This window comes from Methanomassiliicoccaceae archaeon DOK, assembly GCA_009911715.1.
GTDB lineage: Archaea > Thermoplasmatota > Thermoplasmata > Methanomassiliicoccales > Methanomethylophilaceae > Methanoprimaticola.
The window spans coordinates 347,367-373,975 of the sequence record CP047880.1 but is presented as its reverse complement, the minus strand read 5'-3'; the positions used below and the strand labels follow the sequence as shown (position 1 = coordinate 373,975).

At 60.8% G+C, this 26,609-nt stretch carries 29 protein-coding genes and 1 rRNA gene; 12 read left to right on the top strand and 18 right to left on the bottom strand.

Going from position 1 to position 26,609, the window contains the following annotated elements:
- Window positions 1-41 precede the first annotated feature (41 nt).
- Window positions 42-163, top strand: a 5S ribosomal RNA gene (rrf, locus tag JS82_02005).
- A gap of 216 nt (window positions 164-379) precedes the next feature.
- On the opposite strand, the gene JS82_02000 is transcribed toward rrf, so the two are convergent.
- The 4 genes from JS82_02000 to JS82_01985 are packed head-to-tail and all read right to left on the bottom strand — an operon-like array spanning window position 380 to window position 3,330.
- Complete coding sequence (locus tag JS82_02000) at window positions 380-1,333, bottom strand: pyruvate ferredoxin oxidoreductase (GenBank protein ID QHK16966.1); 954 nt, start codon at window positions 1,331-1,333, stop codon at window positions 380-382.
- Entirely contained in the window at window positions 1,330-2,493 is a 1,164-nt protein-coding gene (porA, locus tag JS82_01995; GenBank protein QHK16965.1) for a pyruvate ferredoxin oxidoreductase, read from the bottom strand. The genes JS82_02000 and porA overlap by 4 nt, the downstream gene beginning before the upstream one ends.
- 2 nt (window positions 2,494-2,495) lie before the next feature.
- On the bottom strand, window positions 2,496-2,771 hold the full coding sequence (locus tag JS82_01990) for a 4Fe-4S dicluster domain-containing protein (protein QHK16964.1): 276 nt from the start codon (window positions 2,769-2,771) through the stop codon (window positions 2,496-2,498).
- Between the two features lies 1 nt (window position 2,772).
- On the bottom strand, window positions 2,773-3,330 hold the full coding sequence (locus JS82_01985; protein ID QHK16963.1) for a pyruvate synthase: 558 nt from the start codon (window positions 3,328-3,330) through the stop codon (window positions 2,773-2,775).
- Between the two features lie 281 nt (window positions 3,331-3,611).
- Here JS82_01985 and ppsA point away from each other — a divergent pair, with 281 nt between their 5' ends.
- Window positions 3,612-5,939, top strand: coding sequence for a phosphoenolpyruvate synthase (gene ppsA / locus JS82_01980; protein ID QHK16962.1), 2,328 nt, complete (start codon window positions 3,612-3,614; stop codon window positions 5,937-5,939).
- 141 nt (window positions 5,940-6,080) lie between these two features.
- Here the strand turns inward: ppsA and sstT are convergent, their stop codons facing one another.
- On the bottom strand, window positions 6,081-7,319 hold the full coding sequence (gene sstT / locus JS82_01975) for a serine/threonine transporter SstT (GenBank protein QHK16961.1): 1,239 nt from the start codon (window positions 7,317-7,319) through the stop codon (window positions 6,081-6,083).
- Window positions 7,320-7,466: 147 nt separating this feature from the next.
- Between sstT and JS82_01970 the strand changes: the two genes are divergently transcribed.
- Both JS82_01970 and JS82_01965 read left to right on the top strand, forming a co-directional pair.
- Window positions 7,467-8,174: a branched-chain amino acid ABC transporter permease gene (locus JS82_01970; GenBank protein QHK16960.1), complete on the top strand. Its 708-nt coding sequence runs from the start codon at window positions 7,467-7,469 to the stop codon at window positions 8,172-8,174.
- Entirely contained in the window at window positions 8,167-8,499 is a 333-nt protein-coding gene (locus tag JS82_01965) for a branched-chain amino acid transporter AzlD (protein QHK16959.1), read from the top strand. The genes JS82_01970 and JS82_01965 overlap by 8 nt, the downstream gene beginning before the upstream one ends.
- Before the next feature lie 51 nt (window positions 8,500-8,550).
- Here JS82_01965 and JS82_01960 read toward each other — a convergent pair whose 3' ends face one another.
- The 3 genes from JS82_01960 to JS82_01950 are packed head-to-tail and all read right to left on the bottom strand — an operon-like array spanning window position 8,551 to window position 11,084.
- Window positions 8,551-9,405 (bottom strand): CBS domain-containing protein, encoded by an 855-nt coding sequence (locus tag JS82_01960; GenBank protein ID QHK16958.1) that lies wholly within the window; start codon window positions 9,403-9,405, stop codon window positions 8,551-8,553.
- 27 nt (window positions 9,406-9,432) lie between these two features.
- On the bottom strand, window positions 9,433-9,957 hold the full coding sequence (locus JS82_01955; protein ID QHK16957.1) for a DNA-3-methyladenine glycosylase: 525 nt from the start codon (window positions 9,955-9,957) through the stop codon (window positions 9,433-9,435).
- Window positions 9,954-11,084: an excisionase gene (locus tag JS82_01950; protein ID QHK16956.1), complete on the bottom strand. Its 1,131-nt coding sequence runs from the start codon at window positions 11,082-11,084 to the stop codon at window positions 9,954-9,956. The genes JS82_01955 and JS82_01950 overlap by 4 nt, the downstream gene beginning before the upstream one ends.
- Window positions 11,085-11,213: 129 nt before the next feature.
- Between JS82_01950 and JS82_01945 the strand changes: the two genes are divergently transcribed.
- The gene (locus JS82_01945; protein ID QHK16955.1) at window positions 11,214-12,038 is read left to right on the top strand and encodes a P-loop NTPase; all 825 of its coding nucleotides are present in this window, start codon (window positions 11,214-11,216) and stop codon (window positions 12,036-12,038) included.
- 1 nt (window position 12,039) lies between these two features.
- Window positions 12,040-12,399, top strand: a complete 360-nt coding sequence (locus tag JS82_01940) for a hypothetical protein (protein ID QHK16954.1) — start codon at window positions 12,040-12,042, stop codon at window positions 12,397-12,399.
- A gap of 70 nt (window positions 12,400-12,469) precedes the next feature.
- Here JS82_01940 and JS82_01935 read toward each other — a convergent pair whose 3' ends face one another.
- The 7 genes from JS82_01935 to JS82_01905 all read right to left on the bottom strand — a co-directional run bounded on the left by JS82_01935 (window position 12,470) and on the right by JS82_01905 (window position 17,192).
- Complete coding sequence (locus JS82_01935) at window positions 12,470-13,096, bottom strand: radical SAM protein (GenBank protein QHK16953.1); 627 nt, start codon at window positions 13,094-13,096, stop codon at window positions 12,470-12,472.
- Window positions 13,093-13,779, bottom strand: coding sequence for a 7-cyano-7-deazaguanine synthase QueC (queC, locus tag JS82_01930; GenBank protein ID QHK16952.1), 687 nt, complete (start codon window positions 13,777-13,779; stop codon window positions 13,093-13,095). The genes JS82_01935 and queC overlap by 4 nt, the downstream gene beginning before the upstream one ends.
- Window positions 13,779-14,252, bottom strand: a complete 474-nt coding sequence (locus JS82_01925) for a 6-pyruvoyl tetrahydropterin synthase family protein (GenBank protein QHK16951.1) — start codon at window positions 14,250-14,252, stop codon at window positions 13,779-13,781. The genes queC and JS82_01925 overlap by 1 nt, the downstream gene beginning before the upstream one ends.
- A gap of 2 nt (window positions 14,253-14,254) precedes the next feature.
- Complete coding sequence (gene mtxX, locus JS82_01920) at window positions 14,255-14,977, bottom strand: methanogenesis marker protein Mmp4/MtxX (GenBank protein QHK18359.1); 723 nt, start codon at window positions 14,975-14,977, stop codon at window positions 14,255-14,257.
- Window positions 14,978-15,004: 27 nt separating this feature from the next.
- On the bottom strand, window positions 15,005-15,625 hold the full coding sequence (locus tag JS82_01915; GenBank protein ID QHK16950.1) for a nitroreductase: 621 nt from the start codon (window positions 15,623-15,625) through the stop codon (window positions 15,005-15,007).
- A gap of 64 nt (window positions 15,626-15,689) precedes the next feature.
- Window positions 15,690-16,673, bottom strand: a complete 984-nt coding sequence (gene dph2 / locus JS82_01910; GenBank protein QHK16949.1) for a diphthamide biosynthesis enzyme Dph2 — start codon at window positions 16,671-16,673, stop codon at window positions 15,690-15,692.
- Window positions 16,674-17,192 carry a 50S ribosomal protein L16 gene (locus JS82_01905; GenBank protein QHK16948.1) on the bottom strand — a complete coding sequence of 173 codons (519 nt, stop codon included), beginning with the start codon at window positions 17,190-17,192 and terminating at the stop codon, window positions 16,674-16,676.
- Between the two features lie 161 nt (window positions 17,193-17,353).
- Between JS82_01905 and JS82_01900 the strand changes: the two genes are divergently transcribed.
- The 6 genes from JS82_01900 to JS82_01875 all read left to right on the top strand — a co-directional run bounded on the left by JS82_01900 (window position 17,354) and on the right by JS82_01875 (window position 23,604).
- Complete coding sequence (locus JS82_01900) at window positions 17,354-18,373, top strand: hypothetical protein (protein ID QHK16947.1); 1,020 nt, start codon at window positions 17,354-17,356, stop codon at window positions 18,371-18,373.
- Between the two features lie 39 nt (window positions 18,374-18,412).
- On the top strand, window positions 18,413-19,390 hold the full coding sequence (locus JS82_01895; GenBank protein ID QHK16946.1) for a hypothetical protein: 978 nt from the start codon (window positions 18,413-18,415) through the stop codon (window positions 19,388-19,390).
- A 61-nt stretch (window positions 19,391-19,451) separates the two neighbouring features.
- Window positions 19,452-19,775 carry a ribonuclease P protein component 4 gene (locus JS82_01890; protein ID QHK16945.1) on the top strand — a complete coding sequence of 108 codons (324 nt, stop codon included), beginning with the start codon at window positions 19,452-19,454 and terminating at the stop codon, window positions 19,773-19,775.
- A complete protein-coding gene (locus JS82_01885) occupies window positions 19,768-20,079 on the top strand; it encodes an RNA-binding protein (protein QHK16944.1) in 312 nt (103 codons plus the stop codon). The genes JS82_01890 and JS82_01885 overlap by 8 nt, the downstream gene beginning before the upstream one ends.
- Window positions 20,072-21,346 carry a serine--tRNA ligase gene (gene serS, locus JS82_01880; GenBank protein QHK16943.1) on the top strand — a complete coding sequence of 425 codons (1,275 nt, stop codon included), beginning with the start codon at window positions 20,072-20,074 and terminating at the stop codon, window positions 21,344-21,346. Before JS82_01885 ends, serS begins: the two co-directional genes overlap by 8 nt.
- Before the next feature lie 101 nt (window positions 21,347-21,447).
- Window positions 21,448-23,604: a hydantoinase/oxoprolinase family protein gene (locus tag JS82_01875; protein QHK16942.1), complete on the top strand. Its 2,157-nt coding sequence runs from the start codon at window positions 21,448-21,450 to the stop codon at window positions 23,602-23,604.
- Here JS82_01875 and JS82_01870 read toward each other — a convergent pair.
- Genes JS82_01870 through lysS form a run of 3 tightly spaced genes read right to left on the bottom strand, consistent with a single transcriptional unit; the run spans window position 23,444 to window position 26,483 of the window.
- On the bottom strand, window positions 23,444-24,586 hold the full coding sequence (locus JS82_01870; GenBank protein QHK16941.1) for an HD domain-containing protein: 1,143 nt from the start codon (window positions 24,584-24,586) through the stop codon (window positions 23,444-23,446). The two genes, JS82_01875 and JS82_01870, sit on opposite strands and share 161 nt — an antisense overlap.
- 4 nt (window positions 24,587-24,590) lie before the next feature.
- Complete coding sequence (locus JS82_01865; protein QHK16940.1) at window positions 24,591-24,884, bottom strand: hypothetical protein; 294 nt, start codon at window positions 24,882-24,884, stop codon at window positions 24,591-24,593.
- Window positions 24,885-24,938: 54 nt separating this feature from the next.
- Window positions 24,939-26,483 (bottom strand): lysine--tRNA ligase, encoded by a 1,545-nt coding sequence (gene lysS, locus JS82_01860; GenBank protein ID QHK16939.1) that lies wholly within the window; start codon window positions 26,481-26,483, stop codon window positions 24,939-24,941.
- Window positions 26,484-26,609: the final 126 nt, after the last annotated feature.

The following is a 26,609-nucleotide window of genomic DNA, read 5'->3' as shown; positions in this document are numbered from 1 at the left end:
ATCGAAAGTATTATATACTATTCGGTTATCCTATGTTTTGGTATGACGGCCAAAGCGGCGGGGTCACACCCGGTCCCATTCCGAACCCGGCAGTAAAGTCCGCCCGCGTATCTGTCTGTACTGTAGTGCGCAAGCCTACGGGAACTCAGACACGCTGTCAACCACTTTTCCTCTACTATCTACTGGCCGAGAGGCCGTTCTTTCACACGCTGATAATTCGGCTGATGCGAAGACGTCATTCTACCATGCCTGATCCGTGTGCTGTCGGATACTGCATGGAATCCAATGGAACGGTGTTCCGTCGGACTTGCGGGATGATCGCGCCGAGTTCAATATGAAAAAAGAAAGCCCCCGAAGGGGCTGAAATGTGTTTTCCAGGTCAGTAGTCGAGCTCTGTCAGCTTGATGAGCTTTCTCCAGCGCCTGTCGACCTCGTCCTGGTAGGCCTCGGCGATGGGCTCCCACCTGTCCTGGAGAAGGTGCTTGAACCTTCCCTGGGCCGTGAGCCAGTCCATGACGGGCTTCTTCTCGACCTTTCCGTCGGCGATCCTGGCGCTCTCGGCTGTGAGGGAGTACTTGCCGTCCACGACCTCGAACAGAGGCCAGACGCAGGTCTCGACGGCCAGACGGGCCATGTTGATGGTCTCGTCGGACGGGAACCTCCATCCCCTGGGGCAGGGGGAGATCGAGTTGATGAAGCTGGGGCCGTCCACGGCGAATCCCTTGGAGGCCTTGGTCACGGTGTCCCTCCAGTTGTGGGGGGAGACCTGGGCGACGTAGGGGATGTTGTGGGCGACCATGATCTCGGTCAGGTCCTTGGAGAACTCCTTCTTACCGGACTGGACGGATCCCGCCCAGGAGGTGGTGGTGCTTGCTCCGAGGGTGGTCGCGGACGACCTCTGGATTCCGGTGTTCATGTACGCCTCGTTGTTGAGACAGACGTACATCATCCTGTGTCCCCTCTCCATGGCTCCGGACAGGGCCTGGAGTCCGATGTCATAGGTGGCACCGTCTCCGGCGAAGTTCACGAACTTCATGTCGCCCTTGATCTTGCCCTTCTTCTTCAGGGCGACGTAGGCGGTCTCCAGACCGGCGCATGTTGCCGCTCCGTTGCCGAAAGCGGTGTGGATGTAGGGTGTGTTCCAGGATGTGTACGGGAACACGGTGGTCGAGACCTCGAGGCATCCCGTGGACAGGGAGACCGCGACGGGGTCGGCGGTTCCCATCAGGATCTGCTTCACGATGATCGACTCGCCGCATCCGGCGCAGAGCCTGTGCCCGCTGGCGAGCCTGACGGGCAGCTTGTTGAGTTCCTTAAGAGACAGTGATGTCATGCCTTCACCCCCAGATAGGTGACCTTTGCGGCCTTGCCCTCGTTGATCTCCTCCATCATCTTCTTGAATCCTGCGACGGTGGCGTCGGCTCCTCCGAGTCCGTAGATGACGTTGTACATCTTCGGCATGGTGTCCAGGTCTGCGGCGGCTGTGACCACCTCGGGGAACATGGGCCCGTACGCACCGATGCTCAGGTGCTTGTCGAAGACGGCCACGGCCTTCTTGCCCTTCAGGACCTTGGCGAGAGCGGCCTCCGGCCACGGCCTGTACACGTGGGGCATGACGCATCCGGCCTTGATTCCCTCGGCGCGGAGCTGGTCGACGGTCTCCTTCATGGTTCCGAAGGAGGATCCGAGGATGACCGCGACGAACTCGGCGTCGTCGCACATGTACTCGTCCACCAGGTGATACTCCCTTCCGGTCATGTCGGCGAACTCCTTGAAGACCTCCTCCGCGACCTCCAGGGCCTTGTCCATGGCGAGCACGGACTGGTACTTGTGGGGGTAGTAGAAGTCGGGTCCATCCATGTTTCCGTGGGAGACCGGATGCTTGTAGTCGAGCAGGGGGTACAGGGGCTCGTAGTCCCCGACGAACTCCCTGACGTCCATGGTCTCGACCATGGTCATCCTCTCGATGGCGTGGGACAGGATGAATCCGTCCAGGTTGACCATGCAGGGGAGCTGCACATCGTGGTGCTCGGCGATCCTGGGCGCGATGATCGAGTTGTCGTAGGCCTGTTGGACGTTCTCGGAGAACAGCTGGATCCATCCGCAGTCGCGGGCGGACATGGCGTCTCCATGGTCGTTGTTGATGTTGATCGGACCGGACACGGCCCTGTTGGCGACAGCCATGATGATCGGGACCCTCATGGCCGCGGTGATGGGCATCATCTCCCACATGTAGGCCAGTCCCTGAGAGGCGGTCGCGGTGAACGTCCTGGCTCCGGCTGATGCGGACGCGGTGCACAGCGTGAGTGCGGAGTGCTCGGACTCGACGCACACGAACTCCGTGGTGACCTCCCCGTTGGCGACGTACTCGGCGAACTTCTCGACGATGATTGTCTGGGGCGTGATGGGGTACGCGGCGCACACGTCGGGGTCGATCTGCCTCCACGCCAGTGCGACGGCGTTGTCTCCGTTGATTGCGATGTCGTGTGTCATCCTCACTCCTCCTTCATTGTGATGGCCTTCTTGGGGCAGACCTTCGCGCAGATCCCGCAGCCCTTGCAGTGGCTCATCTTGATGCCGGACATCTTGTCGTCCCTGAAGACGATGCTGTTGTCGGGACAGTAGATCCAGCATGTGTAGCAGTCGATGCACTTGTCCTGGTCGACGACCGGGACGTAGCTCCTCCAGTCCCCGGTGGGGAAGTTCTCGGAGGATCCGGCCTTGACGATGCGTCCTCCGACGACCAGGTCCTTGATGTTAGCCAATGCCATTTCACTGCACCTCCTTGTAACCCCTCTTGAGAGCGGAGAGGTTCTTCACGATGACCTTGTCGGAAAGCTTTCCGGTGAACTTGTTCGTGATCTGGTCCTCGAGCTGGTCGTAGGGAACGATGTCGACGCACTTGATGAGGGCGCCGAGCATGACGGTGTTGACCATGGGCTTGCCGATCTCGTCGATGGCGATCCTGTTCGCATCGAGGGTGTGACACTGGACGTCCGTCATGAGGGCGTCCTGGAGCTCCTTGGGGGTCCCCGTGTAGTTGGCGAGGATGACGGAGTCCTTCTTGATGCCCCTGGTGACGTCCACTTTGCCGACCAGCGTGCCGTCCATGATGATGACGACGTCGGGCTCGTAGACCTGGCTGTGGACCCTGATGGGTGTGTCGGCGATCCTGGTGAAACCCCTGATGGGCGCACCCATCCTCTCGGGTCCGAACTCGGGGAAGGCCTTGACGTACATTCCCGCGGCGATGGCGGTCTCGGCGAGGATCTCGTTCGCTGTGACGACACCCTGTCCGCCCCTACCATGCCAGCAAATCTCCATGTGCATTGGTACCACTGAGGTTCCGTATAGTGACAATCATTTAAACTCTTTGTAGCATCCGAAGCCAAATCCCCATTTTTTGAAAGGATTCCATACTTTTATGTCTGGAATTCGTAGCAGAATTTCGTATTTCGTAGAATCGGGGACGGAAATCGCAGGGATGTCTCCCGGTTGCGCCGCCTCCCCTCTTCTTTTTTCTAACCAAAGAATAAAAGGGGTGAAATTATACAGAAGCCCAGCAAGGTCTACCGGCCTATCCAAACCGATTCAAGTTCACAGGGATTGCCATGGATAAGAAGATCGTGGATGTTAACGAACTGCACGTGGAAGACATACCCATCGTCGGAGGCAAAGGCGCGAACCTCGGCGAACTCACCAACGCCGGATTCCCGGTCCCCGAGGCATTCGTCCTCACCACCGCCGCCTACGACTACTTCGTCCAGAGCAGCAACCTGATGGACAAGGTCGCCAAGGAGCTCGCCGGGATCGACAGGAACTCCGACGACAGCCTCGCAGCCGCATCCGACAAGATCAGGGCGCTGTTCGAGGAGTGCGACATACCCCAGGACCTGAAGAAGGACATCGTGTCCAAGTACAGGATCCTGATCCCCAAGGGGAAGGTCGGATTCGTGGCTGTCAGGTCGAGCGCCACGGCCGAGGACCTGCCCGACGCGAGTTTCGCCGGACAGCAGGAGACCTACCTCAACGTCCGCGACGAGGAGGACCTGTTCGACAAGATCAGGAAATGCTGGTCCTCCCTGTTCACCGCCAGGGCGATCGCCTACCGCGAGAAGCAGGGCTTCGCCCACGAGGACGTCAAACTGGCCGTCGTCGTGCAGAGGATGGTCAACTCCGAGTTCTCCGGAATCATGTTCACAGTCGACCCCAACAGCGGGGCCAAGCAGATCGTCATCGAGGCCGGATACGGACTCGGAGAGGCCATCGTCGGCGGAGAGGTCACACCCGACACGTACGTGGTCGACAAGCAGAAGATGGAGATCCTGAAGAGGAGGATCTCCACACAGACCTGGAAGTACGTCCGCGGGGAGAAGGGAGGAGTCGTCAAGGAGGACATCCCGAAGGACAGGGTGAAATCCCAGAAGATCCCCGATGACCGCATCCAGGAGATCGCCGAGATCGGAAGGCAGATCGAGATCCACTACGAGAAGCCCATGGACATGGAGTGGTGCGTCGAGAACGACAAGGCGTACATCGTCCAGGCCAGGCCCATCACAGCCACCGGGAACTCCGCCACCAACGAATCCGTCGGAACGGCCGCCAACAGCGAGGACATCGTCGCCGCCGGACTCGGAGCCAGCCCCGGACTCGCCACCGGAAAGGTCGTCATCTACGACACGTCGATGAGCCTCGACGCCGTCAAGGAGGGGGACGTCCTGGTCACACAGATGACCATGCCCGACATGGTCCCCGCCATGAGCAGGGCCGCCGCCATCGTCACGGACGAGGGAGGGATGACCTGCCACGCCGCGATCATCTCCAGGGAGCTCGGCACCCCCTGCGTCGTCGGTACCGGCAACGCCACCGAGATCCTGAAGGACGGCATGGACGTCACAGTCGACGGAACCACCGGAACCGTCTACAAGGGCATCCTGAAGAAGGCCTCCCCCGACGACGGCAGCTCCCAGGCGGCGACACCCGTCGCGGCCGCGGAGTACGTCCCCATCACCGGGACCAAGGTCATGGTCAACATGTCCATGCCCGCAAAGGCCGAGGAGATCGCCAAGCTCCAGTGCGACGGCGTCGGACTGATGCGCAGCGAGTTCCTCTTCACCAACTACATCGGGGAGCACCCCTGCGCCGTCATCGAGGAGGGCAGGGCCGAGGAGCTCATCGACAAGCTCGCCGAGGGAATCGCCAAGGTCTGCAGGGCGTTCTACCCCAGGCCCATCACCCTCAGGACCTCCGACTTCAAGACCAACGAGTACCGCGACATGAAGGGCGGTGCGGACTACGAGCCCAACGAGGACAACCCCATGATCGGATGGAGAGGGTGCTCCAGATACGTCTCCGACAGCTACCGCGAGGCGTTCATGTGCGAGCTGAAGGCCATCAAGAAGGTCAGGGACGAGATGGGCCTCAAGAACCTCAACATGATGCTCCCGTTCGTCAGGACCATCGAGGAGGTGGAGGACATCACGGAGATGATGAAATCCGTCGGGCTCAGGCGCGGCAAGGACTTCAAGCTCTACTTCATGGCGGAGATCCCGGTCAACATCTTCATGGCCGACAAGTTCTGCGAGTACTGCGACTGGTTCTCCATCGGGTCCAACGACCTGACCCAGCTGGTCATGGGAAGCGACAGGGACTCGGACATCCTCGGACACATGGGATACTTCGACGAGAGGAACGAGGGGGTCAAGAGAGCCATCGCGCAGCTCATCAAGGTCGCCCACGAGCACGGCAAGCACGTGAGCATCTGCGGACAGGGACCCTCTGTCTATCCCGAGTTCACGGAGTTCCTCGTGGAGCAGGGAATCGACTGCATCTCCCTGAACCCCGACACGTTCGCCAAGACCAAGAGGATCATCGCCTCCGCAGAGCAGAGGGTCATCCTCAGGGATCTCAGGAACCTCAGGATGAGGCTCCTCGAGTGAGTCACGGTCAACAAGGGCCCCTCCGGGGGCCCACAAACGCATTACAATTTTTCCTTTACGAAAACGAGCGACTCGCTACGTGCATTACAACGAATATGGAAAAAAGGAGGTCGGACGGGATTCCACCGCCCTGACCTGTTTTCAGAAGTTGAAATGCGGGACTTCACCCTTCCTCCTGCACTCGACGACCTCGGACACAGATGTGTAGAAGACGTCGGCGGAGGAGTTGAGTGCGGTCTCGACAGAATCCTGGATGACTCCGATCACGAATCCGATTCCGATCATCATGTCGGCTGCCTCGGCCGGGAGGCCGAGAAGCGAACAGGCCATGGGGATCAGCAGGAGGGAACCTCCGCTGACACCGGACGCACCGCATGCCGCGACGGTGGAGATGATGCACAGCAGGATGGCCGCTCCAATCGGAATGTCCACGCCCAGCGTGTACGCCGCGCACAGGGACATGATCGTGATGGTCACAGCCGCTCCGTTCATGTTGATCGTGGCACCGAGCGGGATCGAAACGGAATAGAACTCCTTGTCCAGACCCAGTTTCTCGCAGAGGTTCATGTTGACAGGGATGTTCGCCGCGGAGCTCCTGGTGAGGAACGCCATGATTCCGCTCTCACGGAGACACTTGTACAGGAGAGGGTAGGGGTTCTTGCGCATGAGCAGCCCGCCGATGACGGGGTTCGTGATGAACATCACGATGGCCATGCAGACCACGAGGAGGATGATGAGCGCGCCGTAGTCGACGAACACCTCCATCCCGTAGTCGGACACAATTCCGTACACGATTCCGAGCACTCCGATTGGAGCGAACTCAATAATGATCCTGACGAGCTTCGTGATGAGATCCGCGATGCCCTGGGCCACATCTTTGACGACCTTCAGGTCCGTCGCCTTGAGGACGACGCCGATGAATGCGGACCAGAACAGGATGCACAGGTAGTTACCCTCGATCAGAGCGTTCAGCGGGTTGCCGATCATCCCCGTGAGGAGGTTGACCAAGAACACACCGATGTCGCTGTTGGAGTCGACGGCCTCGATGTCGTCGGGCATTGTGACTCCGACCGGGAACGCGTAGAACATCACCACGGAGAGAACCGCGGCGACGACCGTGCTTCCGATGTAGAGGATAAAGACCGTCTTGAAACGGGATCCCAGACCACTTCCGGACCCTGCGATGGATCCGATGATCAGGAAGAACACCAGAAACGGTGCGATGCACTTCAGTCCGTTCACGAAGAGCGTACCTAGAAGCGAGATTCCATCAAGACCGGGAATCACCAAGGCAAGGACGATACCAATCAGAAGCCCCGCTACGATACGGATGATGAGATTGATGGACGTCCATTTGTCCCAGAGCTCCCTAAGCTTCATGTAATCGGCGACAAGGCTTGTATTAATATAAAGTATGTATGTCTCTGTACATTACCTATCGTCGCCCACTGGGATGCTGGCACCTTGCATGGAATGCGACGAAGCAATATATGAGGAGCCCATCGCATCCGCATCGGTCGGGGTCCGATGGGAGAGTACAGAAAGGCTGTCGCCAGGGCGTTCCCCTACACCATTCCGGTGTTCGCTGGGTATCTGTTCATAGGCGCCGCCTTCGGCGTGATGTTCGCCGACCAGGGGTACAACGTGCTGTGGGCGATCCTCATGAGCGTGGTGGTCTACGCCGGCTCCGGACAGTACCTCGCGACCAACTTCTTCGTCCCCGGGGTCTCGATCATCCAGGCCGTGTTCCTGACGGTGATGGTCAACATCAGACACGTCTTCTACGGCCTCTCGCTGGTGGACAGGTACAACCGCTTCGGGAAGAAGCGCTGGTACCTCATATTCGGGATGACCGACGAGACGTACTCCCTGATATGCACCACGGACGTGCCGGACGATGTCGACGAGGAGAAGTTCCTCCTGTCGATCACCCTGCTCAACCAGCTCTACTGGATCCTGGGCACAATCATAGGGTCGGTCGCGTTCACGGTGATCTCGTTCGATTCGACAGGCATAGAGTTCGCCATGACCGCCCTGTTCATCGTCATGTTCATGGAGCTGTGGTACAGGCGCACCAACCGTCCGGCTGAGCTCATAGGGATGGTGTCCGCGGTGCTCTGCCTGGCCCTGTTCGGGGCAGAGAACTTCGTCCTGCCCACCATGGTCCTGATGGTAGCGGTGATACTCCTGGGAAAGAAGAAGCTGAACAGGGAGGAGGTTGAGGCGGATGCTTGACATGGTCTCCTCGCTGATCATGATCGCCGCGGTAGCCATCGCGACGTTCGCCACACGCGCGGCATCGTTCATCGTGTTCCCGAAGGACAGGGAGATACCGCCCACCGTCAAGTACATAGGTGCCGTGCTTCCGCCGGCGGTCATCGGGATGCTCGTGGTGTACTGCCTCAGGAGCACGCAGGTGTTCGCCTACCCGTACGGACTGCCGGAGCTCATAGCGTGCCTCGCAGTCATCGGGCTTCACGCCTGGAGGAGGAACGTCCTGCTGAGCGTGGGTGCGGGGACCGTGCTCTACATGATCCTGGTCCAGATGGTCTTCGTCTGAACTCAGGTGCCTTGCCCTCGACAGAGTGGGCGGGACGGCTTCACAGGAGGATCAGTTGCCCACGTCCTCTCCGTTCACACTGTCCATGAGCCTCTGATTGAGGCCGTTGGCCTCCTCGCTGGGGAGCAGCATCGTGGTGGCCTCCATGAACGGATGCTTGGAGCCCTCTATGATGGCGACGTCGTCCAGGGTGTGGAGTCCCCAGCGCTCGGCCGTCTTCTCCAGGCCGAACTTGGTGTCGAGGTCGTTGGGGATGAGGACGATCGCCTTGAACTCCCTCAGCCCCAGCTTCTTGGCAGCCATGATCCTGTGGTGACCGTCCACCAGCAGGTAGCCGCTCCTCCTCTCCACAACTATGAGGGGCTCGTTGAGCCCCCTCTTGAGCTCGTACTGGCGTCCGACGAGCTCGTCCATGTAGACCTCCTTCTGGGTGGGGATGATCTGGTCGATCGGGATGTCCTTGTTGACGACCTTCATCCTCACGCCGTTCTGCTGCTCTAGGAAGTTCTTGACGGACATGACCTTGCCGGGACGGGACTTCTCGATCTGGGACCTGACGATGTCGATGTTCGAGATGATCCCGACCAGCTTCTTGTCCTCGTCCACCACCGGCAGGTTCCTGAGACCGTATCTGAAAAGGATGCGGGTGGCGTCGTCGACGGACATGGACGGGATCGCACAGAGCGTCCCCCTCTTCATGACCGTGCGGATCTTCGCATCGGGCTTGTCGATGTGGCGCAGAAGCTCCTTGGCGGTGACGAAGCCCAGCAGATAGCCCTTCTCGACTATCGGGAACCCGTGGAAGTTGGAATTGATTATCTCCTGTCTGACCTGCTCGACCGTCATGTCCGGACTGACCGTGTGGACGTTGCGGACCATGTACTCTCCGACTGTAGCTTCTGGCATCTGAGACCCGAATCGATGGCATCGGATTTATTCTGATTGTTCGGATGCTCTGAAGCGCCACAGACGGGCGCGGTCCTCCTCCGAGGCGTACGGGATGCCTATGCGGGGATGAGACGAGAAACCGGTGCGGAAACCGTCGTCCTCCAGCCACAGGAACGAGTCCGGGGACATCGGGGACCCGTACATGGGGAGCTCCAGGCCGAGTGCCCTGCCGGTTCTTCCGGGACCGTCGTGCCCCTCCACGCCCCTGATCAGGACCCCTTCTGGGTGTCCCTCCGGGCCCGTCACTATCGTGAGGAGATTGTACATGTGGCACCTGTGCACATAGGCCAGGCCTCCTGCCGAGTACATCACCCTGGCCCTCCCGGTGCTGCAGCGGTGGGCATGGCACGCCGTGTCCTCTTCGCCGAAATACGCCTCGGTCTCGACTATCCTGAACCTTCCCACGGTCCCGTCTTCGAACCTGCGGCACAGAATCTTCCCCAGCATGTCCGGCGCCAGATCAACTGCGCTGCGGGAGTAGTATCCCCTGCCCAACACGACGTCCGTCATAGCCTGGGCCTCAGAGTCTCGATCCTCGCCTCAATTATGCCTGACATCGCATCCGCCCGTTCCAGATCGATGCCTTTGCATTCCGACAGGAACGCACGGACGTCTTGTAGGGCCCCATCCATGCCGTCTGCGTCCACCCACCCGAAATCCGTAACCAGGTCCAGCTCCTTCTCGAACGATTCCACGAACGGCTTGCATACCGTTCCAGCCGTTCCGACCATGTCAGGAACGTCCTGATTGTAACCAAGACTGGATCCACAGTCGTATATCGGTGCGGGTCCGATGAATTCAAGGGTACCCGCGTCACGGATAAGCCCGAGATTGTAGAGATGCCTGTCCTCATTGGCGAGAAGGAAGTCTGTCACGATCATCCTGTCCAGGAACGGAACAACGTCTATGCCCATCTCCGAACATGCGCTCACGCAGGTACGGTATGCGGTACCGCACCACCTCGAAGCATACATCACATACGCCATGGTGACAAGCTCCGTATCGCGGTCCACGAAATCCGGACAGACGCTGTACGGATCCCCGTCGATCCACCCCAGACTGTACCCGGCGTTGTCTATGCCCAGCCTGTCCATGATCATGGTCGCCACGACCTCGTTGTACGGTTCCTGGCGGAAAGGCACCGAACCTCCCTTGAAGAGACAGCGGACGCCGTCGACTATGCGCCACATCTTGACAAGGTTGCCCTCCGAAGTGTTATCGGGCGACATCAGATCCACGAACCCCTCTGCGGCCTCCTTCCCCAGAAGCGTCATCCCGACACTCTCGCTGAACTCGTTGTCGAAGAAATTGACCTCTTCCCACAGAATGTCGGAGCCAGACGGCCTTACCCAGTACTGGTCGGAGAGACTGAGCCCGTGCGATCCGAGAAGCAGTGACCTGGCATCTGGAAGCCCGACTTTCTCCAAAAGCCTCCTGAGTCCGGAACGGGATTCCGGGATGGTGCGGCGCGCCCACCAGCGCCCGAGGTTAAGAACGTCGCCCTTTCCGTCCCTGAGCGTGCCCACGGGCATGTGGTCCAGGGAATGCACCTCCCTGAGCCTGAACATGTCCCCGTCGACCTCGCTTATGTCCACATCCGCCACATGGACGTCTCTGTGCATCAGTTCGAATTCCATATACGCCATGGGAATGCCGTTCCGCCGATATATACCGGAACGCCCAGAACGGTATCAGTCGTGATACCCCAGGGGGTTCCCCGCAAACAGTTTAAGAACGGCATGGCATACACGGCGTGAAGGATTAACATGGCAGGACCACTTCTTACAGAGGAATCAATCCAGGAGGAGACGAAACTCCAGGACACCCTGAGCCAGATCAAGCACATCATCATCGTGATGAGCGGAAAGGGAGGAGTAGGGAAGAGCACCGTGTCCTCCAACCTGGCGGCCATGCTCTCCATGCAGGGCTACCAGACGGGAATCATGGATGTCGACATCACCGGACCCAACATCCCCAAGATGTTCGGCGTTGAGGACGAGAAGCTGCACGTCCTCGACGAGAAGCTCATCCCCGTCACGGTCCCCCCGTCCATGAAGCTCATGTCCATGGCTTTCCTGCTCCCCGACAAGGACTCGCCTGTCATGTGGCGCGGACCCGTCAAGATGGGCGCCATCAAGCAGTTCATCGAGGATGTTAACTGGGGATATCTCGACTACCTCGTTGTCGACATGCCTCCCGGAACCGGGGATGAGGCCCTGTCCATCGTCCAGCTCATGCCCAAGGCCGACGGCATGATCATCGTCACCACCCCCCAGGACGTCGCCCTGCTGGACAGCAGGAAGTCCCTGAGGTTCGGCGCCGAGACCCACATCCCGATAATCGGAATCATCGAGAACATGAGCGGCTTCGTCTGCCCCCACTGCGGAGAGATCACCAACATCTTCAAGAGCGGAGGGGGAGAGGCCGCCGCCAGGGAGCTCAACGTGCAGTTCCTCGGAAAGGTCCCGATCGAGCCCGGAGTCGTGGACGCTGGAGACAGCGGCATGCCCGTCGTCCTGAAATACCCCGAGTCTGCGTCCGCGAAGGCCTTCGAGTCCATCGTGGACAAGGTCGTCAAGACAGTGAACTGAGATGAAGATAATCGTCATCTCGGAGGGGGAGTCCCTGGACTCCTATGTGGCCGACGACTTCGGCCACGCCCCGTACTTCCTCCTCGTGGACTCCGACACGTTGGACTACCACGTCATCGTCAACGAGTACGCCGACTCTCCGGAGGGCGCTGGATTCGCCGTCGCCAAGGCGATCGTCGGACTCGGCGACGTGGACGCCGTCATAACTGGCGGGATCGGGATGCACGGCATCAAGATTCTGCAGGACGGGGGCGTGGACGTGTCCTACGACGAGGAGGGCACGATAGAGCAGTGCGTGACGGACTACGTCAGACGCGTGCAGAGAAGGAAGAGCTTCGAGGCCCAGGCCGACAAACAGTGAACGCGGGGTCAACCCCGCCACCCTCTTTTTTAACATCCCGATACAGGGAGATGGCATCCGACCTTCCGGGTCAGACGCCCTTCCTGTCACCCCATATGATCTTGTGGAGCTGCGGCAGGACCCTGACGTCGAGATGCTCGTCGAGGACCCTCTGAACCAGCCACTCCAGCCTGTCGGTGCCACCCACGGGCCCGAAGATCACGGGACAGGCGATGTCATGGGACCTCACGAAGTCCACGGCGAAGTCCAGGTCCCCCTGGTCCTTTATGATGAGCTTCAGCTGGTCCTTCCCGGACAGGATGCCCAGGTTCGTCTCGAGCATCCTGCCGGTCATCCCGGACGATGGGCATTTCCAGTCCATGCTTATCTGCACGAGAGAATCCTCGGGGACCGTGGACAGGTCGACCGACCCGTTGGTCTCCAGCACGACCTGGATGCCTCTAGACGCCAGACGCCCGATGAGCTCGACCGCGTCGGGCTGGAGCATGGGCTCGCCTCCTGTGAAGCACACGCGGAACGCATCGCCCACCTCGTCGAGGATCTCGTCGACCGTCATCTCGGTGCCGCCCTCGAAGGAGTAGCCTGTGTCGCACCAGCTGCATCTGAGGTTGCATCCGACCGCCCTGACGAAGACGGTGGGGGCGCCCATGGTCAGGCCCTCCCCCTGGATCGAGTTGAATATCTCGCAGATCCTCATAGGAGGTTCTCGCCGTGCTCGTACTCGATCTCGTCCCTGAACCCTGCCTCCCTGAAGCCCTGTAGCCTCAGACGGCAGGAGTCGCAGTGCCCGCAGGCCTTCTCGCCGCCGTTGTAGCAGGACCATGTGAGGTGCAGCGGGGCGCCGAGCCTCTTTCCGCGTCTGACGATGTCGGCCTTAGAGTCGTGGAGGATGGGCGTGACGATCTGGATCGGGTGCCCCTCCACCCCGGCCTTGGTCCCCACTGCGAGCATGGCCTGGAACGCCTCGTAGAACGCGGGTGTGCAGTCGGGGTATCCGGAGAAGTCCACGGAGTTGGCGCCGATGTATATCCTGTCCGCATCCACGGACTCGCAGAGGCCTGCGGCGATGCTCAGGAACACGATGTTCCTGGCCGGGACGTATGTGACGGGGATCTTCGCATCCAGCTCGCCCTCGCGGTCCATCGGGACATCGATGTCCTTCCTGGTGAGCGCGGACCTGAACGAGCTGAGGTCCAGATCGATGACGACATGGTCGACGTTGTAGTGGTCGCAGACGTTCTGGGCCGATGTCAGCTCCTTGGTGTGCCTCTGGCCGTACCTGAAGCTTATCGCGGTGACCTCGCATCCGTCCGCGAGGGCCTGCGCCAGGCATGTGGTGGAGTCCAGTCCACCGGAGAGAAGAACGACCGCCTTCGGCATCAGAGCATCTCCGTGTACCAGGCGGTCTGACCGCGCTCCTCGTCGAGACCGACCGAGACGGACCTGACGTTCTCGGGGAACTCGATCTCGGAGACCATCCTGAGGGTCATCATCTTCGCCATCTCCTCTGCGGTGGTGTTGGGGACGTCCAGGAGCGTCACGTCCATCCTGGGGAAGACGTACCTCTTGCCGCAGGACACCGCCTCCACGGACTCCTCGGTCACATCGAGCCTCACATCCTTGGAGAGCGTGGGCAGGAGGGTCTTGTGGTCCAGCTCCTCGATGATCTCCTTGAGCTTCTTCTTTAGGACCACGAAGTCCATGATCATGCCCTCCTCGCCGATGTCCCCCTCGAGCCTGAGTCTCACGATGTAGGAGTGCCCGTGGAGCCTGGAGCACTTCTCGTGCCTGGGTATGAAATGGCATGCAGAGAACCTGATGCCGGAATATCCTCCGTCTATCTCAAGAAACATTCTCATTCCTCCGAAAGTCTCATTGCCAGGGCGAGCGAGTCCCTGTAATCCGTTTTGGCACGGGATGTGTCGATGAACACCCTGTCCGAGTTGACGACCGGTGCGCCGAGGGCCTTGGCCCCTCCCACCAGGTGCATCGTCCTGAATATTATGTTGCCCGTGATCCCCTCGGGCGCGATTATGATGTCCGCCTCCCTGACCGCATCCTCTATGAGGATCTGCGAGTGGTATGCGTCGTAACCGTCAGCGACCAGGCGCTTGACGATCGCCCTGGCGCTCTCGATGGACCTGTCGACCGCCTTGCATCTGCCGACGTCCTCGCACCTCCCTCCCGACATCACGGCGATCCTGTCGCCCATGCCGACCTTGCGGGCGAGCCGGGCGGACCTCACGGCGAGGTCGTACCTCTGGTCCTCGGTCCATCCCTCGTCTATGCCGACGGGGGACAGGATGATGAGCTTCCCTCCCTGGGGCTCCATGAAGGCAACCCTCTCGAGTCCCTTGACTCCGAGTCCTTTCTTCAGAATCGGCAGGAGCATGGACGAGGACATGTCGCCGCGGACGGCTGCGTCGATCCTCCCCGACACCAGGTCGGAGACCAGTTCGTTGGGGTCATCGTATATGCGGATGTCGCGGCCCTCCATCGCGAGAACGCTCCTCTCTACGTTCCCCACATCGGATCCGCGACCGATGCCCACCCTGACGTCGGGCAGGTCACCGCTCAGAAGGGTTTTGGAAGTGAACATCTGGCCTCACATATCCTTTTCATTATTATTATTGGCGTGGGCTACAATGACGATGTCGTCACCGGAGAGCTTGTCCTTCGGTCCCGCCGGGGTGACCACCCTGCCGAAGACCATCTGCGCGATCAGCCTGTATCCTGATGGGATCCCGAACTCGTCCGCCACCCTGGAATCGATAATCGGGTTGTAGTGCTGTATGTTGGCCCCGAGACCCATGTCGCGGATGGCAACCCATGAGGCGAACTGCAGCATCGCGTTCCCATGCTCCGCCCACTGGGGGAAGAGGTCCCTATAGCTCGGGTGCTCCTCCATGAGCGCCTCGGTCTTGGCATCGATCTCGTAGAACAGTATCGTGCCTGCGGCGGCGCGGAAGGTCGCCAGCTTCGCACGCGTAGCCTTGAACCTCTCGGCGTCCTTCGACCTCTCAGCGAGGATGTCCTCGACGATCCCCCAGAACCTCTCGTGGTCCTCGCCGGACAGCACGAACATCCTCGCCGACTGGGCGTTGAAGGAGGATGGGACCTTGCCCGCGATGGATCTGAGGACGGATACGACCGCGTCGACATCCACGTCGGCTGCATCCAGCATGTACTCGGAACGTCTGGCCGAGACGGCGTCTTTGAACTCCATGCCTCGGCCTACACGCGCGCGCATATAAAATGTTAGAGAACCAACGTGATTCGTTTCCGAACATTCAGGGGCGGATCTGGTCGAACAGATACTGTCCCCACTCCCTCTCGCCCAGGGCGATCTCGAGCTCAGGCGGGGTCAGCATCGGCTTCGGGTACCTGGCGGCATCGTCCATGGCTATGCGCGGGCATGCCGTGTTGACGAACGCGTCCACCTGGTACGACATGAGCGCATTGGGGTTGATCTCCTCGATAACGACCTTGTGGGCCGTCCTGCCGTGATCCCTGAGCATCGCCACCATCCTGTCCGCCAGTTCCGAGCGGTTCTGACCTATCTTGCTGCACACGATGACCAGGAAGCTCTGCGCATCCCTCGCACCCTGTATCGCGGCGAAGCGCCTGCGGAGGATCCTGTCCCTGACCGGCGCCATGTCCCTGACCTCCCCTGTGACGGGGTTGAGGACCAGCACGGGCTTCTCCATCCCGAACGCGGCGGCCAGCGGGTGGAAGTCGCCCTCCCCTATGAACAGGAACGCGTCCACATCGGCGTCCACCGCCTCGGCGGCGCTGCAGTTGCAGCCGAGGACCTGCCCCGGATGGCATATCCTCCCGTCGCCGACACCGACGGACACGGCCCTCCCTGATGACTCCAGGATACCCTTCACCTTGGGGATCAGCCCCAGGTACTGCACGGTCGCCAGCAGACCGACCCTCTGCGGAAGGTCGACCAGGGACTCCAGCACCGACCCGTCGACATCGGCGTCGGAACGGGACTCTATGTAGAGGACGTTCGGATCCTCGCCCTGGGACGGTATGGGGGAGTGACCGAAGTGTATGAGAGCCTCCGCCCAGCCGCGGTAGTCGAAGAGGTCGCAGGCGCCGTAGCACGGACGTCCCACGATGACCGGGATGGCACCGGTCTCCCTCTCGATGAATTCAGAAATCTCGGGGGCCCGGATCTTCAGGCCCTCAGGCATCTGGAGTGCGACGGAGGCGAAGCCCCCGTCGCTAATCCAGCGTGATATGGTTTCCAGTTCGAAATCGAACATTTACAGGATGAGTTCCTGTCCCTTCTCGACATCGATGTAGCAGGGGGAGGGGAACTTCATGGATGCCCTCCAAAGGGCGTCCTTGGCGATGACCGCCTTCTCGGCGGGGACGCGGACTGTCAGGATTGCCTGGTTGCGCTCGAGCCTGGCAGCGGTTCCGACGGTCTTTCCGAATCCCTGGCGCATTCCGCTCGAAACACGGTCCGCTCCTGCGCCGGTGGCCAGCTTGTTCTCCCTCAGGACGACGTGGGGGTAGGCCCTCACGGTCATGTGGTAGTTGGCGACACCGATCTGTCCGTTCAGGACCTTGTTGGCGGCGATACGGCCGGCCTCGATGGAGGTGTGCCTGATCTGGACACGGTTCTTCACCCTGAGGGTGAGGACGACGGGGAAGTCCTCGCGGAGGTTTCCCATCTCGTACTGGGAAACCCTGCTGGCGGGGACTCCACCCATGTATTCGCGGCGTGTGTACGCCTGACCTTTGATCTGCCTGTACATCGAAGCGGGCTTTCTTACCATTTAAACCACCTTGGATTGTGAATGCAATCGGAGCGCTACGGCTCCGTGTCAACTGACTGCCGATATACGTCCCGCATATAAGCGTTTCGTCGTTTTCGGGCGCATTAGGTACGCACGCACGCGTCCCGCAACTCCCTAAAGAATAAGTAGGCTTCGGGCCCATGACCGTCCAGATCCAGATGCAGCCTTTCAACTTCAAAGTGGTCCCGACAGATGACGAGAACGCCCATGTGCCCGTGTCAGTGGCGGGACAGACCATGGTCGACGTGCAGAACCTGATATCAGACATCGGCTCGATGATGATCAGGCAGGAGCTGAGACTGCAGAACTCCATCCCCGAGGAGCTTACCAGGAGGTTCGACCTCGCGATGGGCTCAGCGTCGGGGACGGACGTCGGAGCGTCCTCCGAGAGGGAGGACACGCTCATGCTGGACGCACTGAACCAGCTCATGAGGGAGCTGGACATAGCCAACATGCCCGACACATGGTCGGAGCCCGGGAACCACCGCGAGGCGCTGGCACGCAGGAGACTCGCGAGGGACATCATGGCTCTGTCCGACCATCTGGAAGGCTACGACATGCGCTACGGCAGGGGAGACGACCTGAAGAAGTTCAGACTCACCCGCAAGGACGCGGTCAGGGCCCTGGCGGAGGACACATCCGTCTCGTTCCAGGGAGCCGTCATCGGGACCATCTCCCAGGACCCTGTCAGGAAGAACCGCTGGCTCATCTCGAACGGGAAGGACTGCGTCCCGATAACGTTCGCGAGCAACATATCATCCACTGACATCCCGCTGTTCGCTGAGGCGGGCCCGCTCATAGCGTCTGGCACTGTGGTCACCGGTGACGAGGGGGACGTCAAGGAGATGAGGGCCGTCGTCGGATGCTACTCCTTCCCGACCGTCAAGTTCCACAGGATAATAACCGCCGACAGGGACATCGTGCTTCTCAACCCCGTGGAGGCCAGCCCGGGATACAACGCGAAGAAGGGGCTCTGGACACTCGACTGCGAGGCCCTCGGCATATCCGAGGCCAAGCCCAGCTGGGACGAGTGCGTCATCGCGTTCCACGAGTACTTCGAGTTCCTCTTCGAGACCTACGCGGAGACCGACGACGAGTTCGAGGGCGAGGAGAAGGAGATACGCGACCTGCTCCTGTCCATGGTGCCCGTGACCGTCTGAACCCGTTCCGTTTTAAGGTCACGGTGCGATTCCCGTAGCATGGGGAGCTACATCGTCAGGGTCGTGTCGTCGACTGATCCGGAGGTGTCCGCCGACGATCGCGTGACCGAGGCCGTCCTGTCGGACATCGACCGCCTCTTCTCCGAGATCTGTCGCGGCATCGTGAGGGCTGAGCTCAGGCTGCAGGGCGACGTCCCCGAGAGCCTGTACGCACACCTGGGCATCGGATCGCAGGGGGCGCTGGCACATGATGCCAGGCGGTTCCTGGACGAGACCCTGGACTACCTCGGCGGGACCACCCGCGGCACCTGGATGGACGACAGCTACCCGGACGTCCCCGGCAGGAAGAGGATCGCCGGGATCGTCCTCGACATCTTCCACGACCTGGAGGGATGCACACTCCTCCACGGCTACGGGGAGGACCTCCACCCGTTCTCGGACATCGACACGGTTTGGGTCACAGGCATGGCGGGAGCCGTCACCCGCGCCCACGGCGGCGGCCTCATGGGCGTCATCGTCAAGGACCCGGAGAGGAAGGGACGCTGGGCGATTTCCAACGGGGCCTCGCTGGTTCCCGTAAGCTACACCAGCGGAATCTCGAGATACGAGCAGGAGGACTTCGCCGCGGCAGGGCCCGTCATCGCCATGGGCACCGTGATCAGGGACGAGATGGACCGCATCGTGGAGCTCAGGGCCGTCGAGAACTGCTACACGTTCCCGGGGGCGGTGTTCCTGAGGGGCATTTCCGCCGGGAGGGACATCGGCCTCGTCTACCCGCTCGAGGGGGTGCCGAGCTACTACGCACGCGCTTCCGCCTGGCACCTGAGGTGCGACGACCTCGGGCTGGAGTCCTCCGCGGATACCTGGGACGGATGCGTCATCGGATTCCACAGGAAGTTCGTGGACCTCTGGCACTCGCACCGCGACGGGACGGCGCCGGACAATCCCAAGGTCCGCGGGCTCCTCGACAGGATGTGCCCCCTGGACGGCGGACCGGATCCGACACCGTCCGAGTAATAACGCGTGTGCGTGACCTTATTATAGGACCGCTGTAATCGGAACGTCCGGAGCACACCGTATGAGCAGAAGGCGCGTCCCGCAGAAGGTACTCAACGACATCGGCAGGGAGCGCATGGACAGGCTACTCGGTCTCGCCGCAGAGGCTGTCCGCGAGGACAGGCCGGAGCGTGCCAGGAGGTATGTGGAGATCGCTAGGCGCATCGGCGCCAAGACGCAGGTCCCCCTGCCCCAGGACGTCCCTATTTGCGACGGATGCGGGATCCCCCTCATGCCGGGGAGGAACTGCACCGTCCGCCTGGGCAACCACATGGTGTGCGTTACATGCGGCATGTGCGGAGAGATCCGCCGCAGACCGTACCTGAAGGAGCAATCACATGACTGAGAAGGACGCTAGGAAGGAGCTCATGAGAAGGGCCAACGACATCAGCCCCACGGTCCATGTCGGCAAGGACGGCCTCGACCAGGGCGTCTTCGACGAGATCGTCAACCAGCTGAAGAAGAACCGCCTGATCAAGGTGAAGGTGCTCTCCAACTCGGACGACGATGCGAAGGGAGCGGCCGAGTCGATCGAGGAGGCCACCGGAGCGATCGCTGTGGACGTGCGCGGGAGCGTCATCGTCCTCACGGACAAACGCACGTGGACGTCCCTCAGCCAGAAGAAGTTCCGAGGTGTTTCCGATGCTTGACGTCAACGTCATCAGATCAAACCCTGACATGATCAGGACCATGCTTAAGAACAGGAACAAGGACGACGCGATCCTCGACAGGTTCCTCAACGCCGACTCCGAGTGGAGGGCGCTCACCGATGAGAACAACCGCCTCAGGCAGACCAGGAACGAGGTCTCCCTGCAGATCTCCAAGATGCCCAAGGGCGAGGAGAAGGACGCGCGCATCAAGGAGATGAGGGAGGTCTCCGACAAGATCAAGGCCAACGACGACAGGATGGCCGAGCTCGAGGACATCCGCCAGGACTGCGTCCTCAACATCCCGAACATCCCCCACGAGTCCGTCCCCATAGGGAAGGACGAGCACGACAACGTCGTGGTGTACGAGAAGGGCGAGAAGAGGAAGTTCGACTTCAAGCCCAAGGAGCACTGGGAGATCGCCGAGGACCTGGACATCATCGACTTCGACAGGGCCGTCAAGGTCGCCGGCAGCGGATTCTACTGCCTGAAGGGCGACGGGGCCAGGCTCGAGAGGGCCCTCATCAACTACTTCCTGGACACGCACCAGGACCAGGGCTACACCGAGCTGTTCCCGCCCGTGGTCGTGAACAAGGCCGCGGTCATCGGAACCGGGCAGTACCCCAACCTGAAGGACGACATGTACTACCTCGAGAGGGACGACATGTTCCTCAACCCCACTGCCGAGGTGCCCGTAACCAACCTCCTCCAGGACGAGATCCTGGACAAGAGCCAGCTCCCGATCTACTGGACCGCGTACCTCCCCTCGTTCAGGAGGGAGGTCGGGAAGCACGCCGACACCAGGGGAATCATCAGGGTCCACGAGTTCAACAAGGTCGAGATGGTCAACTTCGTCCTCCCCGAGAACTCCTACGCCAGGCTGGAGGAGCTGAGGCAGAACGCCGAGGACCTCATCAACGGCCTCGGACTCCCCTACAGGGTCCTGCTCCTGTGCACGGGAGACATGAGCTTCTCCTGCTCCAAGTGCTATGACCTGGAGCTCTACGCCCCCGGAAAGGACGCCTGGCTCGAGGCATCCTCGTGCAGCAACTTCACCGACTTCCAGGCCAGGAGGGCCAGGATCAAGTACAGGCCCGAGCCCCACCTGAAGAGCGAGTTCGTCCACACCCTCAACGGTTCCGGACTCGCCCTGCCCAGGACGATGGTTGCCATCCTCGAGAACTACCAGAACAAGGACGGCACCGTCACTATCCCCGAGGTCCTCAGGCCCTACATGCGCGGACAGGAAGTCATCGACAGGCACAACTGAGACTTCGTCCGAAACCTCTTCCCAACCACTTACCCCGCCATTCGGCATGTTTATCGTCGGATGGCCCGATTTCATTCCATCGCTTCTTAGGAGGATTCCGCATGACGAGGATCGGGCTGGGACTGGACACAGGGGGAACGTTCACAGACGCAGTGCTGCTGGACATAGACGGCGGCAGGATACTGGCGAGGTCCAAATCGATGACCACGCACGACGACCTGTCCCGCGGAATCAGGGGCGCGATCGAGGGTTTCGACCGTGACCTCCTCAGAAAGACAGACGTCGTCAGCCTGTCCACCACCCTGGCGACGAACTCCGTGGTCGAGGGCAGGGGCTGCAGGGTCGCACTGGTGGTCATGGGGCACGAACTCACGGTTCCCGTGAAGGCTGATTTCACCGCATACGTTTCCGGAAGCTACAGGGCCTCGGGACGGGAGGACGAGCCCCTCGACCTGGAGGCCGTCAGAACGTTCCTGGAGTCGGTCAGAGGAAAGGTCGACTCCGTGGCGATCACAGGATTCATGAGCATCAGGAACCCCGACCATGAGAACGCCGTCAAGGCCATGGCCTCCGACATCCTGGGGGTCCCGGCGGTGTGCGGGCACGAGCTGTCCTCGTCCCTTGGATTCAACGAACGCACCACCACCTGCGTGATGAACGCGAGGCTCATACCCATCATTGGAAGGCTGCTCGACTCGGTGGACGCTGTAATGGAGGAGTCCGGCATCGACGCGCCGCTCCTGGTCGTCAAGGGTGACGGCTCCATAATGAGCGAGGAGATGGCACGCGAGAGGCCCGTGGAGACGATACTCTCCGGTCCGGCGTCGAGCATCAACGGCGCCCGCAGGCTGTCCGGACTCGACGACGCCGTCGTGGTGGACATCGGCGGCACCACCACGGACGTCGGGGTCATCCGTGACGGCAGGGTCCACCTCGAGGAGGAGGGCGCTCTGATCGGCGGTTTCCGGACCAGGGTCGCCGCGGCGGACATAGCCACCGCCGGACTGGGTGGGGACAGCCGCATCGTCGTCAACGGCAGGATACCTTCTCTGTCGACTGTAAAGGTCACGCCGCTGTGCGTCGCCGCCGCCAGATACCCGGTGATAACCGAGTGGCTGCGGCTGCTGGTGGCCAGAGGCCCCCGTGACGTGGACTACGCCAACTACCAGCGCAATCTCGTCATGGACACGGAGTACTTCATCAGGCTTGGAGATGGCGAGGACGGGGATCTGACCGACCTCGACCGCAGGTTCCTCGAGTTCGTGGACGGCACGCCTCACAGCATGGCGGATGCCAGATGGGAGTTCGGAGAGCCCGCGGTGTCGTTCCACATCGAGACGATGGAGAATCGCAGGATGATCCAGAGGATAGGGCTCACCCCCACCGACCTGATGCATTACCGCGGAACCTTCACCAGGTACGATGCAGAGGCGTCGAAGCTGGCGATCATGTACCATGCGGCCAACATGGGCATAACCCCGGACGAGTTCGTGGACAGGATCGACGCGATGATACAGGAGCGCATCGGGACCACCATCATCAGGAAGCTCATGACGGAAGGATCGGACCGTGCCCTGGAAGGCTACGGCGACGACCTGGTTAGGGACGGAGTGAACGAGGCCCGGGGGAGGGACTTCGATGTGCGCTTCAGACTGAACAAGCCGATAGTGGGTCTTGGAGGACCCTCCTACGACATGCTCCCCCGCGTCGCGGCCGCACTTGGGACGGAGCTCGTCCTTCCACGGGACTACGACATAGGCAACGCCGTAGGCGCCATCAGCGGGAAGGTCGTGGAGTCCATCCAGATCCTGATACAATCGGTTCTGGGCAAGGAGCTGGCCACTAACGCGTGCATAGTGTTCTCCAGACTGGGGAGGAAGTACTACACCTCCTTCGAGGAGGGTCTTGAAGAGACGCGCCGCGAGGGTATCGAGTACGTCCGTGAGATGGCGAGTAGGGCCGGAGCAGACGATGTCGCCATAGAGGAGTTCTGCGACAGCAAGAAGGTGTCAGTCGGCGAGGAGCAGTTCAGAACCGATGCCACCGAGGTCAGACTGACCATCAGGGCGACCGGCGATCCGAGGTACAGGCGCCGATTCAGATCCTCATGCGATCGAGGTCCTCGACGAGCCTCTGGGCACCTATCCCGCGACCTTTGTCGATCAGCTTGTCACGGATGCCCCTCTCGCCCTCTAGGAGCGTGTTGGAGGATATGCCGTAGCGGCGAGAGATGTTGGCCTCCATGTACGCCGCCATGAGGTCGCACGCCTTGAGATCCGTCCCGTTCCTCCTGCCGAAGCCGGGGATGTCCACGTCGGTGAACGGCTCGTACACCATGTGGCGGAACTCGTCCCTCCACTCCTCCTTGAGGAGAGGCATGATTGTCGACTCCACCAGGTCGTGCTCGTATTCCTCCAGTATCGCCGCGAGACCGCTGACGTTCTCCTTGATGGGCGAGATGACGTCCTTCGTAAGGACCTCTGGGAGGTCGTGGAACAGGCCGCTGTAGAAGTCGTTGTAGACCTCGCGGTCGGCCGCCCCCGAATCCAGGTCGTGGAGGTACATCATGTCCGCGACCATGAGCGAGTGCCCCAGGACCGTGGTCTTGGGTATGCGGGGGGTCCTCGCCCAGCGCTGCTGGAACCTGAGCTGCCCTATGAGGTCGATGAAGTCGAAGGTCTCCTCGGTCGCCATGATCTCCCTCACCCCGATGAGGTCCGTGTGCTGCTCGATCTGCTCGTTGATCTCCCTGCGCGTGCCCTCTATCCCGTAGAGGGAACGGTTGGAGTCGTAGATGAGATTGAATTCCCATCTGGTCGCCAGATAGTGTGCGGCGCGTATGACGGCATCCTCGGGAGTGGACTTCGGGTCCCCGAGGTACTCCTCGAAGCGTGCTCTGAACCCGGGATCGGAATCCGGCACCAGACGGTCGAATTCGGAGAGCACGTAGTCGTTTACCGGACCGCGCCTCTCCGAGGCGATCTTGTGGAAGACCTGGGGCTTCAGGTCTGTGAGGACCGCCCTCTGGATGAACGAGAACATCGTGTGCTCGATGATCCTCCTCCAGTCGATGGTCTTCCCGGAGGACTCCTCGAACTTCGCCAGGACCCAGGCTATGGCGGCCTTGTGGGCCTGCTTGTCCAGTTCCGTCAGGTCGACCGGACGCATGTGGTCGTTCCAGCGGTTCATGTTTGCCGAATTGAAGAACAGATAGAGGATGTCCGCGTTGAGGGCCGGCATGGGATCACTCCCTCTTGGAGAGATCCTCGATCGTCGCATCCCCCACGGGGGCGGAGTAGTCCTCGTCGAGGATGTAGAAGAACCCGTTCTCGTCCTCATCGCTCTCCTCGGCCTGGTACTCCATCACGGCCTTCCTGCCCAGGATGTATATCAGGGCGTACCCTGCGGCCAGGATGACGACGCCCACGATGAATACGGACTGGAACGCTATGCTCGGAGCCGCGACGTACCCTATGAAGCCTATGAGCATCAGGACGAATCCCGCTGCAGAGGCGATGACGAGGTGCTTCGAATCCATGAGGCTGGGAATCGGGTTCATGATATAAGGGAAGGGCCCCTGTCGGGGCCCGTTTCAAAGCGAGGCCTGGATGAGCCTGTTGACCACGAACTTCTGATCCATGGACGCCAGGAACGGACCCAGCCTGGGGCCTGCGGTCTTTCCGATGAAGATCTTGTACAGTGCCTTGTATGCGCCCTTGGTCCCGATGGGGGAGGCCTTGGCGATGTCGGACACGATCTCGGTGATGTTCTCCGAGTTCCACACGCAGTCGTTCATCCTCTTGACGAGCGCCTGGAAGTAGACCTTCTCGTTCATGGAGAGGTCTGCGTCGGAGGGGACCGACGGCAGGATCGAGAACTTCACCATGTCGGGGGCGAATCCGTTCAGCCAGTAGCGGACGCATGAGACCCTGCGCTTGAGCCTCTCGATGTCCTCGGGCGAGGCTTTGGACATGTCCTCAGTGCGGGACAGGACCTCCATGACACCCTCGAAGTCGGGGGCCATCTGGGCCACGTTGACGAGGTGGCGGTAGGGAATCTGCAGGGGGAGCCCCTTGGGCACATGGTTGTGCTGGGCGATGACGTATGCCCTGACCGAGTTGTCCTCGGACTCGGACCACTCGCCGCCGAAGTAGAGGCGCTCCATCCTGTCGTACTCGTCGGCCATGTCGAGCGTGCCCATACCGGAGTCGTAGTCGATGGCCTTGGACGGGTTGACCCTGAGGAACAGGTAGTTGAGTACCTCCGGAGGGGTCATGTTGATCGCGTCCAGACCGGTGACGGAGCATCCCAGGGACTTGTGCATCTGTCCGACGCCCTTGAGCTGCACGAACTCGTACGGTATGGGGTAGGGGGCCTTGCCTCCGTAGATCTCGGAGACGATCCTCTTTCCAGTGTCGTACGATCCCCCTGCGGCCGCGTGGTCCTTGCCGAAGGGCTCGGCGGATGTCCCGAAGATCATCCACTTGGCGGGCCACTCGAGACGCCAGGTCAGCTTTCCCTCGGCCTTGCGGATGTCGGCCCTGCCGCAGTGCCCGCATGTGCACTCGTACCAGATGTAGGGGTACTCGTACCTGTGGAAGATCGGCTTGGTGAAGCGGCCGCACTTCTCGCAGATGGGGTTGTACGGGGCGTACTCGGGGTTCGCCTCCTTGCCGGTGACCTCGTGGAGGATCTGGATGATCTGCTCCCTCTTCTTGAACGTCATGTCGATGTACGGTGCGAACGCCCCGCTCTCGTAGAGCTCGTGGGTCCAGATGATCTCGCACTTGACTCCGAGGGAGTCGACGGCGTCGAGGAAGGGCTGGACGAAGTGATGGGCGTAGTTCTTGTGCTTGCCGCACGGACAGGGGATCCTCGAGATGGGCATCCCCACGTACTTCTCGTACTCCTCGGGCAGGAAGTCGTAACGTTTGCGCAGAGGGTCGAAGGAATCGATGAGGTAGATCAGACGGACGTCTTTGCCCATGGCCTCGACGGCGCTGCGGACCGACTCCCCGGTGATTGCTTCCCTAAGACTTCCGACATGGATGATCCCAGTCGGGCTAATCCCTGTTGCGATCAGAGGATGGTCGCTGGTCTTGGCGACCTCCTCGGCGATTACATCTGCCCAATGCATATCAATCGGTGCGCCAACTGGCACAATATTAAAGAGCGTTTCGGTCGCGCGCGCGTTTTTTAGCGTGTGCGCGCAGGTACAGAAGCGCTGTGGCGAATCTAAACAATGTTTTTATACGGGTCCAAG